Source organism: Nitrospira sp. CR1.1 (assembly GCA_014055465.1).
Taxonomy (GTDB): Bacteria; Nitrospirota; Nitrospiria; order Nitrospirales; family Nitrospiraceae; genus Nitrospira_A.
Window position 1 is genome coordinate 65,421 of sequence record WIAF01000009.1, and the last position, 15,564, is coordinate 80,984.

Annotated in this window: 14 protein-coding genes; all 14 read right to left on the minus strand. The window is 58.0% G+C overall.

Annotation, left to right across the window (positions count from 1 at the left end):
• Window positions 1-2: 2 nt before the first annotated feature.
• The 14 genes from pseI to GDA65_15315 all read right to left on the minus strand — a co-directional run bounded on the left by pseI (window position 3) and on the right by GDA65_15315 (window position 15,530).
• Window positions 3-1,055 (minus strand): pseudaminic acid synthase, encoded by a 1,053-nt coding sequence (pseI, locus tag GDA65_15250; GenBank protein MBA5864050.1) that lies wholly within the window; start codon window positions 1,053-1,055, stop codon window positions 3-5.
• A gap of 15 nt (window positions 1,056-1,070) precedes the next feature.
• Window positions 1,071-1,751, minus strand: coding sequence for a PIG-L family deacetylase (locus GDA65_15255; protein ID MBA5864051.1), 681 nt, complete (start codon window positions 1,749-1,751; stop codon window positions 1,071-1,073).
• Window positions 1,741-2,427, minus strand: coding sequence for a methionyl-tRNA formyltransferase (locus tag GDA65_15260; protein MBA5864052.1), 687 nt, complete (start codon window positions 2,425-2,427; stop codon window positions 1,741-1,743). Before GDA65_15260 ends, GDA65_15255 begins: the two co-directional genes overlap by 11 nt.
• Window positions 2,428-2,435: 8 nt before the next feature.
• Window positions 2,436-4,211: a UDP-2,4-diacetamido-2,4,6-trideoxy-beta-L-altropyranose hydrolase gene (gene pseG / locus GDA65_15265; protein MBA5864053.1), complete on the minus strand. Its 1,776-nt coding sequence runs from the start codon at window positions 4,209-4,211 to the stop codon at window positions 2,436-2,438.
• A gap of 44 nt (window positions 4,212-4,255) precedes the next feature.
• Window positions 4,256-4,981, minus strand: coding sequence for a pseudaminic acid cytidylyltransferase (pseF, locus tag GDA65_15270; GenBank protein MBA5864054.1), 726 nt, complete (start codon window positions 4,979-4,981; stop codon window positions 4,256-4,258).
• Entirely contained in the window at window positions 4,978-6,123 is a 1,146-nt protein-coding gene (gene pseC, locus GDA65_15275) for a UDP-4-amino-4,6-dideoxy-N-acetyl-beta-L-altrosamine transaminase (GenBank protein MBA5864055.1), read from the minus strand. Before pseC ends, pseF begins: the two co-directional genes overlap by 4 nt.
• Window positions 6,123-7,115: a UDP-N-acetylglucosamine 4,6-dehydratase (inverting) gene (gene pseB / locus GDA65_15280; protein ID MBA5864056.1), complete on the minus strand. Its 993-nt coding sequence runs from the start codon at window positions 7,113-7,115 to the stop codon at window positions 6,123-6,125. Before pseB ends, pseC begins: the two co-directional genes overlap by 1 nt.
• Window positions 7,116-7,782: 667 nt before the next feature.
• On the minus strand, window positions 7,783-8,706 hold the full coding sequence (locus GDA65_15285) for an NAD-dependent epimerase/dehydratase family protein (protein MBA5864057.1): 924 nt from the start codon (window positions 8,704-8,706) through the stop codon (window positions 7,783-7,785).
• Window positions 8,707-8,710: 4 nt separating this feature from the next.
• Complete coding sequence (gene gmd / locus GDA65_15290) at window positions 8,711-9,718, minus strand: GDP-mannose 4,6-dehydratase (protein ID MBA5864058.1); 1,008 nt, start codon at window positions 9,716-9,718, stop codon at window positions 8,711-8,713.
• A 152-nt stretch (window positions 9,719-9,870) separates the two neighbouring features.
• Window positions 9,871-11,250 carry a hypothetical protein gene (locus GDA65_15295; GenBank protein MBA5864059.1) on the minus strand — a complete coding sequence of 460 codons (1,380 nt, stop codon included), beginning with the start codon at window positions 11,248-11,250 and terminating at the stop codon, window positions 9,871-9,873.
• Between the two features lie 375 nt (window positions 11,251-11,625).
• Entirely contained in the window at window positions 11,626-12,483 is an 858-nt protein-coding gene (gene rfbD / locus GDA65_15300; protein MBA5864060.1) for a dTDP-4-dehydrorhamnose reductase, read from the minus strand.
• Window positions 12,468-13,499 carry a dTDP-glucose 4,6-dehydratase gene (gene rfbB / locus GDA65_15305; protein MBA5864061.1) on the minus strand — a complete coding sequence of 344 codons (1,032 nt, stop codon included), beginning with the start codon at window positions 13,497-13,499 and terminating at the stop codon, window positions 12,468-12,470. The genes rfbD and rfbB overlap by 16 nt, the downstream gene beginning before the upstream one ends.
• Complete coding sequence (locus GDA65_15310; protein MBA5864062.1) at window positions 13,500-14,234, minus strand: NTP transferase domain-containing protein; 735 nt, start codon at window positions 14,232-14,234, stop codon at window positions 13,500-13,502. It abuts the gene before it with no gap.
• Between the two features lie 150 nt (window positions 14,235-14,384).
• Window positions 14,385-15,530 carry a glycosyltransferase gene (locus GDA65_15315; GenBank protein ID MBA5864063.1) on the minus strand — a complete coding sequence of 382 codons (1,146 nt, stop codon included), beginning with the start codon at window positions 15,528-15,530 and terminating at the stop codon, window positions 14,385-14,387.
• Window positions 15,531-15,564 lie beyond the last annotated feature (34 nt).

Genomic DNA, 15,564 nt, shown 5'->3' on the forward strand with positions numbered 1-15,564 from the left:
CATTACCTCACCAACTCCCACGTCACGGCCGTCCCCTTCTTCACATTTTTGGCGACCGACCTCCCTATAAGGACGTCGTAGAATTTAGGCGGAAGCCCCATTCCTGGCCGCACAATGCGGAGCGTTTCGGGAGTGAACCGTTCCCCTGCCTTCATATCCCGCGCAACATATAATGAGCGCCGGAACACCAGGGAAGGCCGCTCTTCATCGAGAACTCCGTAGGTGACTGATCCCAACGCCTGCCACGCGCGACTCGTCTCATTCACCAAACTGGCCAGTTCTCCGGGCTCCAAGGAGAAGTCTGCGTCAACCCCTCCGTCACTGCGTTGTAAGGTCACGTGCTTCTCGATGGCCACCGCGCCAAGCGCCACGCTTGCCACTGCGGCGCCAATTCCTAGCGTATGATCGGACAAGCCGACCGGGCAATCGAACGTCGCCCGCATATGGGGAATGGTCAGCAGATGGCTATGCTCCGGCGAGGCGGGATAGCTGCTTGTGCATTTGAGCAACAGGAGTTCTCGACATCCGGCGTTGCGAGCGGCGGATACCGCCTCCTCGATGTCAGAAAGGCTGGCCATCCCCGTAGATAGAATCAGGGGCTTGCCGGTCTTAGCAACCCTGCGGATTAACGGAAGGTCGCTATTCTCAAAAGAGGCGATCTTGTAGCAGGGCGCTTCCAATCGCTCCAGGAAGTCCACCGCCGTGGAATCGAACGGAGTACTGAACACGATCAACCCCAACTCACGGCATCGCTGGAAAATCGGCTCATGCCATTCCCACGGCGTATACGCCTTCTGATACAGCTCATACAACGAATGTCCCCGCCACAGGCTTTGCGGGTCTGAGATAAAGAACTCCCCCTCACGGACATCAAGGGTCATGGTATCTGCGGTATACGTCTGCAATTTCAGGGCATGCGCCCCCGAACGAGCGACCGCTTCAACAATGGCCATTGCACGATCAAGAGACTGGTTATGGTTTCCAGACATCTCCGCAATGATGAATGGCGACGAGCTCTTACCCACAACTCGCCCTTGTATGTGGATCTCTAACATTTGTCTTCAGTCCCCTTACCTGACGAGCCGTGACAACTCGAACGCCTCAGCGGCCTGCTTCCCGACACTTGCACCACGCCAGCGGGCAAGAGCTTCGACTCCTTGATACGAACGAGGATGAGGCCACGGACGCATCTCCATCTCATAACACTGAAGCGCCTCGAGCTTTCGGGCCAGGGTATGTTCGATATCCTCATGCCAGTTAGGGTGAAATGGTTGAGCGATGCTCCATTCCGTACTGGACGGCACCTCAAAACACAACAGGGTTTGAGTCGTCGAACCGGGGAGCGGACGGCAGGCAGTGTGGACTGCACGATGAACGATCTGATGGTCGATATTGAGATCCCCGCGGTGGTGGGTCATCACCGTATGAATCTGTCTCTCCGCGAGAAACCGTTCTACGCGCTTGACGATATCCAGCAAATTCATCCCATCCATCCGATTGTCTGGAAACCCTCCAAACGCAACACTCTGCGCGCCGAGCACCTTGGCCGCGGCAAGAGCGGCCCGTCTCAGCATATCGAGTTCATGATTCTTCCCCTCTTCATGGCCCAAAGGACTACGGCTAGTCGCCCCCTCCCCAAGTACCAGGACATGCACCTCGTGGCCGGAATCAGCCAGCCGCGCCATGGTACCGCCACACCCGAGGACTTCATCGTCGGGATGGGCACAAATGACACCTATCTTATTTGTCATCATTGACCACCGTAATCACCACATCCGCCCGTAGCCGGTCCTCCCTGAGCGCCGCGCGAGAAAACTCAAACCGCAATTTTCCGACCTGGAGAAACGCGGGCGGATACCCTTCGGCATCCAGCATGCGGATGACATCATAGGTCTCTTGGACCGTCCGCAGATCGGCAAGATTCCCTTCTGATGGTTTTCTCCGTTTAAAAGCCACCGGAGTTCCCTCCTGCGGCCTTGGCACTGGACGAGTCTGCAGGATCTCAACGATCATGTCCTCGATGAGACGACTCGCCTGGGAATAAATGTCCTGCGCCGTCCCCTGCAAAGACAGGGGACGCTTCAAATAGACTGGGCCAGCATCCACCTCTGCCACGCAGCGCAGAGCGGAAACTTTGGTCTCACTTACCCCCCGGATAATGAGGTTCTGAAGCGGACTGCCGCCCCGACCAAAAGGCACATCTGTCATGTGAAAAATCACACACTCAAACTGTTCATAAATCTCCTGCGGGACGAGATAGGACCAATGCGGAAAAAACACATAGTCAGGCTTCAGCCGGCTGAGATACTCGCTGGTGAGCGCATCTTTCGTGGTGACCAGCGAACAGGCGACACCAGTCCGTCGAACCACTTCCTCGGTCATCTGTGGCCGCCATACTCGACTCGACGCGATCACGCAAGACGCCATGACGCACACTAGCCTCCCCCAGGGATTCGTCGGTGCTCAATTCGGACAACGTACTGATGCCCATCCAATTCAAAAAAAGCCGGATAGCGGTCATTGTCCACAACCCGCAGCAAGGCGAATTGTTCCCGCAGCGTTTTATCAAGATTCAACCGGCTGTCTTCTGGAGTTCTTCGGGGATAATAACTACTCTCCCCTCGCTGGACCGTCGCGTCAGTCAGAAGCCAGGGGTAACTTTCCACGAAACGACGGCAGAGTGCAAGCGTTGCGCGAGCCTGCTCCCGCCGAAGGTCGCCACATAGTTCATAGCCAGTAAATCTGAGCTGATCGGCAAGATAAACGTCCCCTGCGTCAACCGCCTCAGCGGCCTCAAGCAACAAGACGGGAATCTCGTTTTTCCCTTCGAGAAGTTGCCACGTGAGAGGGGCCCATCCCTTCCCTAACGGCAACGAGCTTTCATGAACGACAAGGTTGTTGGTATTACGCGCTAATACCTGAGGGCGCGCGAGTTGGCCGCAGCTTAGGTAAAACGCGCAATCCCCGGGGGGAATGTCTGCGACCTGGTGAACCCACGAAACGAGGTGTCCCTGATCTCTGAACCACTCAATAAGAGCCGGCAAGAATTCGTTCAACCAGCTTTCCTTGTCCGACACGACGGCGATCGAGAGTTTCCGTGGGAACAGAGCCAACGAGACCCGTTGCGCGCCTTTTCCATCCACTAACTTACGCGCAGCTTGCCGCATGACTCCCAACCGACCCGGATCACGCATGCATGCTTCCACTGAAGCTACAATATCCGAAACAGACACCTCTGCCGAGGGCCCCAAATACGCGCCAGCCCCGAAACTTGCAACCGCCTCGCCAATGTGGCGTTGATTGTCAGCCACTGCAAGCATGAGAGAGGGCAGCCCGAGAACGCAGCGTTCCCATGCCGCAGACCCCGCCGCACCGATCGCCAGATCGGCATCGCCCATCAATCGGTGAAACGCTCTGCTATGTGAATGCACTCGCCATTTGGAGCGCCCTGCACATCGCTCCTGAATCGATGCCCTGTGTGGGTTCGAAGCCCCAATCACGACGTCGACCTCTAAGCCGGCAAGAGCCGGATTGTCGAATGCTTCTAAAACCTTCGAGGTCTCGTTGGTGGGATCAGCGCCCCCCATGAAGACAAGCACCCTCTTAAGCACAGTGGGGCGCTTCCCGAGCGTTGCGCGCAGGGCAGCGAACTCTTGCCGCAGGAGAGCATACTGCGGACCCGCCAACAGTCTCGAGGAACCGTCAAGGTAGTCGTGATAACGCAGGCGAGGGTCATGGTAATAGTTCTGGTCGAGCAACACATCGCAATGATGCGCACGGTCAGCAAGATCATCGATCACGAGGACCCGTCGCACCTTCGGCCCAATCATCTGCTCCCACGCTTTGTCGAGGGCATAACTGTCCACAATTAGCCAATCAATCGGACCGACCGCCTGGAGGGCGGCAATCGTCTCCGTGCAATCGATTGACCAATCAACCTCCAGCCAACCAGCATGTTTGGTCCGACGGTCTGTCACCATTTCTCCGGAACGGGGAGCACGCAAGTGAAGGACCGAAAAGCCCCACTCCCGGATGAGATCCATCATGTGCCCCGCAAGAGCGCGACACACAAAATGAACCTCGACCCCTTGAGCCCGCAATACGTCGGCTAAGGCTAGACACCTCATCACATGCCCGATACCAACTTGCATGGAAGCATCGACACGAAATGCTACCCGGCCTGCCGGCGCTCCATCGAAAGCTGTCTCCACACTCCCTCCCCCCCTGGGCTTGACGCTCCACTTGAGTGTGGAGGTTACTGTTCTTCGCCCGATTCCTGCTCCCACATCTCGGAAAAGTGAGTGAGTGCTGCGTGCATAAGTTCAGCCTGACGCCAATCTTCAATCGTATCAATGTCTTTAACCAAATATCGAGGGACTACAACTCCTATGGAAGCGGGGGAGAAAAGCGGGACATCCTCCAGAAACGCTCCGGCTGTGCCCCAATAGAACTGCCCCGCGTCATGATAGGCCTCTTCGAGGTCCTGCGATCGCGTCATGATGTACTCAGGCTGGAAGGGTTCAACCGTCCCATCCGGCCTTCGGCGCAAGGCCCGCTGGATAGGAGCAGCGTAGGAGGTTACTGAAAAGGCAAAGGACCGCTCGGATCTGTGCAACAGCTCAAACCCCTGCCGGAGAAAGCGCGCCTGGATGAAGGGCGCCGTAGCGTAGATGCAACAGGCGTGGGTGATGGACACTCCCCGTTGGTTCAACCACTGGATCGCGTGTTTGGTAACCGCATTGGTCCCGGTGAAGTCATCAGATAATTCAGGGGGACGCAAGAACGGAGTCTCTGCGCCAAATTGAGCCGCAACGGAGGCAATTTCTTCCTGGTCTGTGGAGACGATCACCTTCTCGAAGAGACCGCAGGACTGCGCGGCCTTGATCGAATAGGCAAGAATCGGCAGTCCTCCAAAGAGCTTGATGTTCTTCTTTGGAATCCGCTTACTGCCTCCACGGGCAGGAATTACGGCGATGTTTATTGCAATACCTCCCTAAGCGCAGTGATTATCCGGTCTTGCTCGGATTCTTTGAGACCAGGATAGAGCGGGAGACTGATCGCTTCTTGATAGTGTCGTTCAGCTGCAGGAAAATCCCCTTCGCGAAACCCGAAACGTCGGTAGTAGGGTTGCAGGTGCACGGGAATATAATGGACATTTACGCCAACATCCCGCTCGCGCAGTTGATCGAACACCTGCCGGCGTCGATCAGCAGACACATACACCACATAGAGGTGCAAGGCAGAGCGGCTGGCAGTTGATCGTGAGAGCAATCGGACAGGCAAGCCTGGAAGAGCCGCGTCGTAGCGGGACGCCAACAGGTGGCGTCGCGATACAAACTCTTCAATGCGAGAAAGCTGGCTTATTCCCAGCGCAGCCTGAAGATCGGTCATGCGATAATTGAATCCCAGCATGACCTGCTCATAATACCAAGGCCCATGCGTACCCCCTGTCATTTCCGTCGTGTCGCGCGTGATGCCGTGAGTCCTCAGGAGTGTGAGCTTCCTGGCCAACTCGGGCCGTTGCGTGGTCAGCCCGCCACCCTCACCGGTTGTAATGATCTTGACCGGATGAAAACTAAATACGGTCATGTCACTATGACGGCAATCCCCCACGACCCCGTCAGAATATCGTGCTCCGATCGCGTGCGAGGCATCTTCGATGATCCGAAACCCATAACGATGGGCGAGTTTCGCAATCTCCACCATATCGCAAGGCTCTCCCGAAAAATGGACCGGGATCACGACTTTGGGCAAGCCGCCCCTGGCCTCTGCATCTTGCAACTTTCTCGCGAGTGCTGGCACACCCATATTCGCGGTAGCAGGATCGATATCGACAAAATCAACTGTGGCATTGCAATACAACGCGCAATTTGCGCTGGCCACAAACGTGTTGGGCGTAGTCCACACGCGATCGCCGGGGCCTACCTCTAGAGCCAAACACGCCAGATGAAGCGCCGCCGTCGCGCTGCTCACAGCCACACTATATGGCACATGACAATAGGTGGCGACTGCCTGTTCAAACCGGGGAATGGCGGGGCCTTGGGTGATCCAATCAGAACGGAGCACGGCCGTCACTGCCTGAATGTCTTCCTCGGATATGGCTTGTCGTCCATACGGAATCATCAGTTTTCGGCCACTAGCTTTACCAGTTCATCATTAGTGAGGAACCAGTTATTTGTTCCGGAACTATATTCAAAACCATCCTGAACTGGACGTCCCTCCTCCTGAAGGCCATTCCGCCGGTAATCGACCGGCCGGGAAAACTGTATCGAAGGACACACGACATAGTGATCGTCAAATTCCAGCGTCAAATGAGAGTCGTCCGACGGACACATCACTTCGTGCAGTTTTTCACCCGCCCTGATTCCAACTACCCGTATCGGGAGGTTTGGGGCCATGGCGGTCGCTAAGTCGACAACCTTGGCGGAGGGGATCTTCGGCACGAAAACTTCCCCGCCCTGCATCCGTTCAAAATCTCGCAACGCGAAATCGACCCCTTGCTGAAGCGTGATCCAAAACCTTGTCATCCGGAGATCCGTGACCGGGAGCTCTTTCGCTCCTTCAGCGAGGAGCTTCCGGAAATATGGAATAACTGAGCCTCGGGAGCCCACAACATTCCCGTACCGCACCACGGAAAAACGCGTACGGTGTCCGCCAGCGATATTATTTGCGGCAACGAACAGCTTGTCCGAAACCAGTTTGGTGGCCCCATACAGATTGATGGGATTCGCAGCCTTATCGGAAGAAAGCGCCACCACTTTCTCCACCTCATTGGCAATAGCCGCCGCGATCACATTCTCGGCTCCGTGCACATTAGTTTTGACGCACTCTGTCGGGTTGTATTCCGCTGCCGGCACCTGCTTCAAGGCTGCGACATGCACCACAATGTCCACACCTCGCATTGCTTGCATGAGCCGCTCGGCATCACGCACATCACCCAGAAAAAAACGCATTGCGGAGGCAGGGAACTCCTGCTGCATTTCGAACTGCTTGAGCTCATCTCGCGAAAAGACGATCAGCCGCTTGGGATTGTACCGACTCAGCACTGATCGAACAAACTGCCGGCCGAAGGAGCCCGTGCCTCCGGTCAGAAGTATGGATTTACCGTTGAGCATCACCCTGCCCTTTGCATGGTTATAACATGAGGATTTCGCCGATCAGGGATTAGAGTGCTCGACCGGAGCCTTGTCAGGGTTGAAGATCGCCGGCAACAGAAATCAGTTTTCTCTGCTTCAATGTCCATTGTGATTTCACTTCACATTCACAGAGTCCGGCTCTCGTAAAAGATGAGCCGGGGCGACGTCACGACCCTGCAACGTACCCCTCAGGTCCTTGGCATGGCAGCACGTCGACGGAAAGTAAATTTCCTGATACGCCTGAAAGATCGGAGACCGGACACAAACCAACCCTTCTACTCCTCAAACAGCGGTCGAGCGGCCACCCGACCAGGAAATCTCTGGTGACACGTGGCGTGGAAGTATAGTGAACGCCCCTTGATTCCACAAGGATATCTTCCTCCCGCCAAATCTGAACCTCCGTACAAGCGGACTGATGAACACAGTAGGAGCCGGACGACCAATCAACCTCAAAGTGGAATCTGCCCGGCTCCCTGTCAGGTTAGGCGAGGGGCCTTAGAAGATGTACGCCCGGTCGATGAAGCTGGATGTAATGAGGGGAACTCCAATGAATCGCCGCATTGCCCGCCTGCCACTGACACAGGCAATGGGGTGGCCGGCCCCTCCTTAACCGATCAGAGCGGCCGAGATTCAATCGTGGCGCTCCTCATTGTGACCTCCGATACCAAGCATAGGCATCCACCAACCCGTTTCGGAGCGCGATTCTTGGTTTCCATCCCAATGCCGTCATCCGGCTGCAATCCATGAGCTTCCGCGGCATGCCGTCCGGCTTGCTTCGATCCCAGTGGATGTCGCCTCGATACCCGGTCACCTCGGCGACCAGCGCCGCAAGATCCGCGATCGAAATCTCTTCCCCCGCACCAACGTTTACGATCATGGGATCGGAATACCTGTCCATCAAAAACAAACAGGCTTCCGCACAATCATCCGCGTGGAGAAACTCCCGCATCGGAGTCCCCGAGCCCCAGAGCGTGGGCGCCTGCCCCTGCTCCCGCGCCTCATGGAATCGACGGATCAATGCCGCCAGCACATGAGAATGCTGGAGATCAAAGTTATCGTTCGGGCCATACAGGTTCGTGGGCATCGCCGCAATAAAATCACACCCGTATTGCCGCCGGTAGGCCTGGCACATCTTGATCCCGGCGATTTTCGCCACGGCATACCACTCATTGGTGGGTTCGAGCGGGCCTGTCAACAGATATTCTTCCTTCATCGGCTGAGGAGCATCCCTCGGGTAGATGCAGGACGAACCCAGCAGCAACAGTTTCTTCACCCCATGGAGGTACGCTTGATGCACAACGTTGGTTTGAATCGCCAGGTTGTCGTAAATGAACTCCGCCGGCAAGGTGCTGTTGGCGAGAATGCCGCCCACTTTGGCCGCAGCCAGATAGACGTATTCGGGCTTCGTCTCCGAAAAGAATCCGGCGACTTGCCTGTTGTCGCGCAAATCCACTTCGGTGCTAGTGCGCACAACCAGATTGTCATACCCGCGGGCCGTGAGGGCGCGGACGATCGCAGAACCCACCATTCCCCGATGCCCGGCCACGTAAACCCGCGCGTGTCTGTCGATCACTCTAGGCTCCCTTCGACGCCGTGCCCCGCATCTTCAGCCGTTCAGCTTCCATGTCCGCCTCGACCATCATGATCCCCAGCTGGTGAAAATCTACGGTCGGTTTCCATCCGAGCTGCCGCTGCGCCTTTGCCGGATCACCGATCAGCAGATCGACCTCCGTCGGGCGATAATACCGCGGATCGATCTGCACATAACGCTGCCAGTCGAGGCCCAAATGCCCGAACGCCACATCGAGAAATTCCCGCACGGTATGCGTTTCCCCGGTCGCCACGACATAATCATCGGGATGGTCCTGCTGCAGCATGAGCCACATGGCCTCGACATAATCGCCGGCATATCCCCAATCCCGTTTGGCATCCAGGTTGCCGAGGAACAATTCCTGCTGCAATCCCAGTTTGATCCGGGCTGCTGCCTTGGTGATTTTGCGTGTCACGAAGGTTTCACCTCGGCGCGGCGATTCATGATTGAAGAGAATGCCGTTACAGGCGAACAACCCATAGGCCTCACGATAATTGACCGTGATCCAATGGGCATAGACTTTCGCCGCGCCGTATGGACTCCGGGGATAAAACGGCGTGGTTTCGCGCTGCGGGACTTCCTGCACTTTGCCGTACATTTCACTCGACGAGGCCTGATAAAACTTGGGCCGCAGCCCCGACTCGCGAATCGCTTCCAGCAATCGGACGGTTCCGAGGGCCGTAATTTCAGCGGTGTATTCAGGAATATCGAAACTGACCCGAACATGGCTCTGCGCTCCAAGATTGTAGATTTCGTCGGGACGGACCGTTCGTATAATCCTGTTTAACGAGCTAGCATCGTTCAAATCTCCATACACCAGATGCAGTTTGGCCCCTGATGTGTGTGGATCCTGATAAATTCCGTCTATCCGTCCTGTGTTGAACGAACTGGATCGACGAATGATTCCAAAAACGTCATACCCCTTGGCCAGGAGAAACTCTGCGAGATAGGACCCGTCCTGACCCGTAATTCCTGTGATCAACGCTTTCACTCAGTATGCGCTCCCATCAGATTGCGGCCTGCGACTCCGGCGTCGGATGGACCGCCTCGCTCGCGCTCATGCACGTACCTTGTGATGGATCTTCGAGATCTTGTCAAGGCGTGAGGTCGACACTGCAGCGCGAGATGACGCGGTCTCATGAGCTACGCAGAAATCCGGCCTTCCCCCATGACCGGCCGCCCCAGTTCCAATCCGTCTCCCGCCACAGATGCGGCGCCGTCCGATCCGGTCACGGTCATTCCCACCGCCGCCACCAACCAGAACAGATGCGCGAGACTCCCCATAAACATATAGTCGAAACAATTGCGCACCACCAGGCCGATGACAGCCAAGGCGATTCCGGCGGCGATCATCCTTCCCGCATGTTCCTTGCCGCCTGCCAGGGGAAGCGGGATGAGACGGCGTAGAAGGGCGACAAAGATCCACACAAAGCTGACCAAGGCAGGGATGCCACTTCCCAGCGTCACCATCAGGAAGGTGTTGTGCATGGCCGGAATAATCCGTTCGCGCTCAGGAAGGTGCTCCTGTTTTTCGACGGCATACTCCGGAAATTTTTTGATGAAGGAATTATTCCCGAAACCGATCCCGACTACGGGATGGGTCGCCACCTCACCCAACCCGATGGTCCACACTATCAACCTGGTGTCGACGGTCTTAGCATTCACCGTGTCCGTTTGAAAGCCAGATTGCGAGGCCACCACTAATCCGGCACCGATCATGGCAAGCACCCCCAACACTCCGAAGACCAGACGCCGGCCTCCGATCATCAACGCGAGCGTGACGCCTTGCGCCGCATGTCCAAGCCAGCCGCCGCGTGTATAAGAAAACAACTGCGCCGCCCCTGCCAGAACAAGAGCCAATCCCTGTGCGGCACGACTCCACGCCGTGCGCTCCAGGGCCAGAAGAGTGCCGGCCACAGGAATCGCCACCACCATGTAGGTGCTGAGCCAGTTATAGTCGGAACCGTAGGCATGGGCTCGAACAAACCGGTCCCGCCACGTGCCGCCTTGCTGAATAAATGCGACAAGGGCGTAAGAGGCCAGCAGTGCGGCTCCGACGACGAGAGCCTGAAGCACCTGTTGCGGCAAACGTTCATTGCGGCAGCGCGCCAGAACCAGCAGCGACCAGTAAAAGACACCGGCCTGGGCCACAAACTTCTTCCACTCGGCAAAACTGTACGCAGGATCGGTGGCGAAGGGAACGGTGCAGAGCACCCAGACCATGAAGAACCAGAGCGGACGGTCCAGCGGTGTCCGAACCCACGGATTCGTCCGTTCCACCGCGCACATCCCAAAGCAGAGGACGATGAGAATGATGACGGTATGCTCCTGATAGCGGAACAGGGGCGGGAAAAAACTCGAGCAGGCAAGGGCCACCATCACATACCCCTGCAATCCCCAGAACAGCCCTCGGACAGAGCCAGATCTGAGTTCTCCCTCGACCGGCCGGACGACGGTATGCGCAGATGATGAGGTGGTGCTATTCATGCCTTCAGCGACTGCCGGTCGCGAAACCGCATGCATTCACCGGCTGCGACACCCTGCGATTCCAGATTGCCCGCCACTGGGACAGCACACAGCCTGGATGGCGCTAGGACAGGGCCACCCGCGGTTGCGGCGCTCAACTCCCACACCCGAACGCACCGGGCACGTGGAGTCATGTGAATGAACGGTCCACGACACTCACGGAGCCAAGCCACACGGGTACACCGCGCGACACCTTGTCCACCCCATGGCGCAGACCACATGATGCGCTCTGCGCGATCGCAGTATAGAGAACTCGTGGCACTTGCACAAGAAACCTGCCGGCCGGACACAGCCTTTTCTCTGGCGTTGTCCCGGATAGAACTCGCGCAATCAGCGGATCACGATTTGGGCAGGAAGGAGCCTGAAGCAAATTTATCCGCGGAGAGCCGCTGAAGACCCGGCCGGCAGGGCTTGCAGAAATCGCTGCAGCCCGTCCTGCCAGGACGGCATTCGGAAGCCGAGATGGTGGAGCCGCTCAGCCGAAAGGACCGAATAGGCCGGGCGCTTGGCCGGACGGGGCATGTCGGCCGTTGTGATAGCTTCGACCGGCACGGCCTGTCCGGATCGTCGCATGATCTCCGTCGCAAACTCATGCCAGGTGCAGTGGCCTTCATTCGTGACATGCAAGAGACCGCGTACCGGATGCGTCACGAGCTGTCCGATCATACGAGCGAGATCCTCGGCAAAGGTCGGGCAACCCTGCTGATCCGCGACGACTTTCAAGCAGGGACGTTCCGCAGCCAATTGGAGCATGGTCTTCACAAAATTCTTCCCCTGCAAGCCATAAAGCCACGCGGTCCGCACCACCAGCGTATTCTCGCAGCAGGCCAAGGCCCGCTCCTCACCGGCACATTTGGACGCCCCATAGGCGCTCACAGGGTTGGTCTGATCGGTTTCAACGTAGGGACGCGTGCCACGGCCATCAAAAACGTAGTCGGTCGAGATATATACGAGCCTGGCTCCCACCTGAGCGGCCGCGCGCGCGACGCGTTCGGTCCCGTCGGCATTGATCGCCATGGCCAACCCCGGATGACGTTCAGCCCCATCCACATCCGTATGCGCGCCGGCGTGTATCACCGCGTCGGGTACGGCATCGACGATCGGGCGGCCGCAGTCCTCATGCGTCAGGTCAAATGTCGGGAGATCCAGTAACGTCAGCTGATGCCCCTGCAGAACCTGCTGGAGATCCGCGCCGAGTTGTCCCCGCGCCCCGGTTATGACGATCCGCACGCCGTCCCCTTTTCCAAACGCTGGCCATATTGCTGGCGGTAGTAGTCCTTGAACTCGCCGGACTTAATCTTTCGCCACCACGCTTCATGCGTGCGATACCACTCAACCGTCTGCGTCAGCCCTTCTTCGAACGGCACTTGGGGCGACCAGCCCAGAGCACGCAACCGGCTGCAATCAATCGAATAGCGGCGGTCGTGCCCGGGCCGGTCCTGGACCAACCGGATCAGCGAGCGAGACTTTCCAAGCGCCGCCACGATCCGTTCGGCGACCGCAATATTCTCGCGTTCGTTCCCGCCGCCGACATTGTAGACGGCGCCCGGCTCGCCCTGTTCGAACACATGCTGAATTCCCGCCGCATGATCATAGACCGACAACCAATCCCGGCACTGCCTGCCATCGCCGTAGAGCGGAAGCGGCTCGCCGTCGATCGCATTCGTGGCAAACAGGGGAATGAATTTCTCAGGGTACTGGTTTGGACCATAGGTGTTACTGCCACGGGTGACCACGACAGGAAAGCGGTAGGTCGTCCAGTAACTCAGAACGAGCAGATCCCCGCCCGCCTTGCTGGCCGAATAGGGGCTGCGCGGTTCCAGGCGGTCGCCTTCCGTGGAACTCCCCTGCTCGACGCTGCCGTACACTTCATCGGTGCTGACTTGCAGGAACCGCTGCACCCCTGCCTGCCGCGCCTCCTCCAGCAGAATGCCCGTCCCCACCACATCGGTGCGGGCGAACGCCCCCGGATCAAGAATCGACCGATCGACATGGGTTTCGGCGGCGCAGTTGATGATGCCCTCAATCCGGTGTTCCTGCAACGCGGCATGCACGGCCTGCTGATCGCCGATATCCGCATGGACGAAGCGGTACTGAGGGTGGCCGGCCAGGTCCGCAAGGTTTTCCAGGTTGCCGGAATACTTGAGCGCATCGAGATTCACGACCGAATGGCGGCCGCTCTGGATCAAGCGGCGCACCAGATGGGATCCAATGAAGCCGGCGCCTCCCGTGACGAGAATACGCATTTAGAACTCCATCCTGTTTGCCCCGGTCTGCGCAACCAGCTGGTTGGCGGCAAGGAGCGATTCAATCGTGCCGGCATCCGTCCACCAACCGTCGAGCACGTCCCACGTCAACTCCCCGGAGGCAATGTAGGCATTGTTGACATCGGTAATCTCTAATTCGCCTCGCCCGGACGGCGTGAGCGTCCGGGTAATCTCAAACACGCGCGCATCGTAAAAATAAATGCCCGTGACCGCGTACGAGGACTTTGGATGAGCCGGCTTCTCCTCGATACTAAGCACCCGGTTCCCTTCGAGGTGGGGCACACCAAAACGCTGCGGATCTTTCACGTCCTTCAGCAAAATCTTGGCGCCGCTCTTCTGTGCCCGGAACGACTCGGCGGCCTTCGCAATGTTGCCCTGGATCAAATTGTCTCCCAGCACGACGCAAAGCGGACCATCATCGGCAAAATGCTCCGCGAGCCGTAATGCATCGGCGATCCCCCCCTCGCCCTGCTGATAGGTATAGCTGAGATGTTTCAGGCCGAAATCCCGGCCATTCCCCAGCAATTTCAGGAAATCACCGGCGCTGTTTCCGCCGGTCACCAACATGATTTCCGTGATGCCGGCGTTCACGAGCGTTTGGATGGGATAGTAGATCATCGGCTTGTCGTAGACGGGGAGCAGATGTTTGTTGGTCACTTTGGTGAGCGGGAGCAGGCGTGATCCGAGCCCTCCGGCGAGTACGACACCCTTCATCCTTCCCCCCTTCCGCAACTCGATCTTCTCATTATGCGAGCCGGCACATGCGCGGTCCGCCAACGAACCGGCTCATTCTTGAATTGAATCGTAACGTCCCGCCCCTGGTTCAGACTAGAAAATTCGTCGATATCGTCTGGTCCCGCGGCCTCACCGGCCGACCGTCCGTTCGTACACCGCGACCGTTTGTCTTGCCGTACGTTCCCACACATATTCTTTCGCGCGGGCAAGGGCGCGCGCCCTTAGAGACTCCCGCAAATCCGCTGATTCTAGCACTCTGGCCAGTTCCTGCGTCAATTGGTCGGCCCGGCGAGGATCGACGAGCACCGCCGCCTCGCCGGCCACTTCGGGTAGCGATGACGCGTTGGAGCAGATTACCGGACAGCCACAGCCCATGGCCTCCAAGACCGGCAGACCGAATCCCTCATAGAGGGAGGGAAAGACGAACACCGTGGCCTGCTGGTAGCAGGTCACGAGCGCGGCATCGGACAGGAGGCCGACCAGTTTGGCCTGAGCGCTCAGCCCCCGCCGGGCAATCGCGGCGCGGATATCCTCACGTTTGCAGACATCACCCGCCAGGACCAGATCGAACCGGCTGCGCAAGTCGCCGGGAAGTGCCGCGAAGGCGTCAATCAGCAGGCCGACATTTTTGGTCGGATCTGTTCCGGCGACACACAGCACGTACGGCCTGCCCTCATGCCGCTTTTCGGCCGGCCGGAATCGCTCGGCGTCAAGACCAAGCGGCGTCACACTCACCTGGTCCGGACGAAGCGGCGCATGCGCCAACAGGTCGCGCCGGGAATGTTCTGAAACCGTGATCACCTGGTCGATCGTCCGCCAACGATCCCCCACCAGCCAGTCTTCGACGCGACTGTTGAGATTCGTCCGGGGGCGGAGTTCCGGAAACAACAGCGGTTTGACATCGTGAATGGTCGTCACAAACCTCCCGCGCTTCCAGGCCACACAGGAATCATAAGGAAAATGCAGCACGTCGTAAGAGCCGACCAGCAGCGGCGCGACCTGCTCCCAGAATCGCCGGCGAAACAGCGGAAACCGCACCACGCGATACCGCATGTTCGGACGCGCCATGAAGGGATGTTCCGCTTGGGGCAGCAGAATGTCATAGTGATTGGCCTGATCGACCTGCCCCAGCGCCGCGATCAATTCCCGGGCATAACGCCCGATCCCCACGTTAACGTTCTTCAGATGCCAGGCGGCGATGACGATTTTCACAAGGTTGCGTTGGATCAACTCATGGTGGAGGAGATTGCGCGCGATGCGAACGGATGGAACCATAGCCCACCCGGCAAGTCAAGGCAGGCCGAGGGCA

What these genes read in the sequence shown, in the direction of transcription:
- pseI (MBA5864050.1), bottom strand. Translation starts at nt 1,055, where the DNA reads ATGTTAGAGATCCACATACAAGGGCGAGTTGTGGGTAAGAGCTCGTCG.
- GDA65_15255 (MBA5864051.1), bottom strand. Translation starts at nt 1,751, where the DNA reads ATGACAAATAAGATAGGTGTCATTTGTGCCCATCCCGACGATGAAGTC.
- GDA65_15260 (MBA5864052.1), bottom strand. Translation starts at nt 2,427, where the DNA reads ATGGCGTCTTGCGTGATCGCGTCGAGTCGAGTATGGCGGCCACAGATG.
- pseC (MBA5864055.1), bottom strand. Translation starts at nt 6,123, where the DNA reads ATGATTCCGTATGGACGACAAGCCATATCCGAGGAAGACATTCAGGCA.
- pseB (MBA5864056.1), bottom strand. Translation starts at nt 7,115, where the DNA reads ATGCTCAACGGTAAATCCATACTTCTGACCGGAGGCACGGGCTCCTTC.
- GDA65_15295 (MBA5864059.1), bottom strand. Translation starts at nt 11,250, where the DNA reads ATGCATGCGGTTTCGCGACCGGCAGTCGCTGAAGGCATGAATAGCACC.
- rfbB (MBA5864061.1), bottom strand. Translation starts at nt 13,499, where the DNA reads ATGCGTATTCTCGTCACGGGAGGCGCCGGCTTCATTGGATCCCATCTG.
- GDA65_15310 (MBA5864062.1), bottom strand. Translation starts at nt 14,234, where the DNA reads ATGAAGGGTGTCGTACTCGCCGGAGGGCTCGGATCACGCCTGCTCCCG.
- GDA65_15315 (MBA5864063.1), bottom strand. Translation starts at nt 15,530, where the DNA reads ATGGTTCCATCCGTTCGCATCGCGCGCAATCTCCTCCACCATGAGTTG.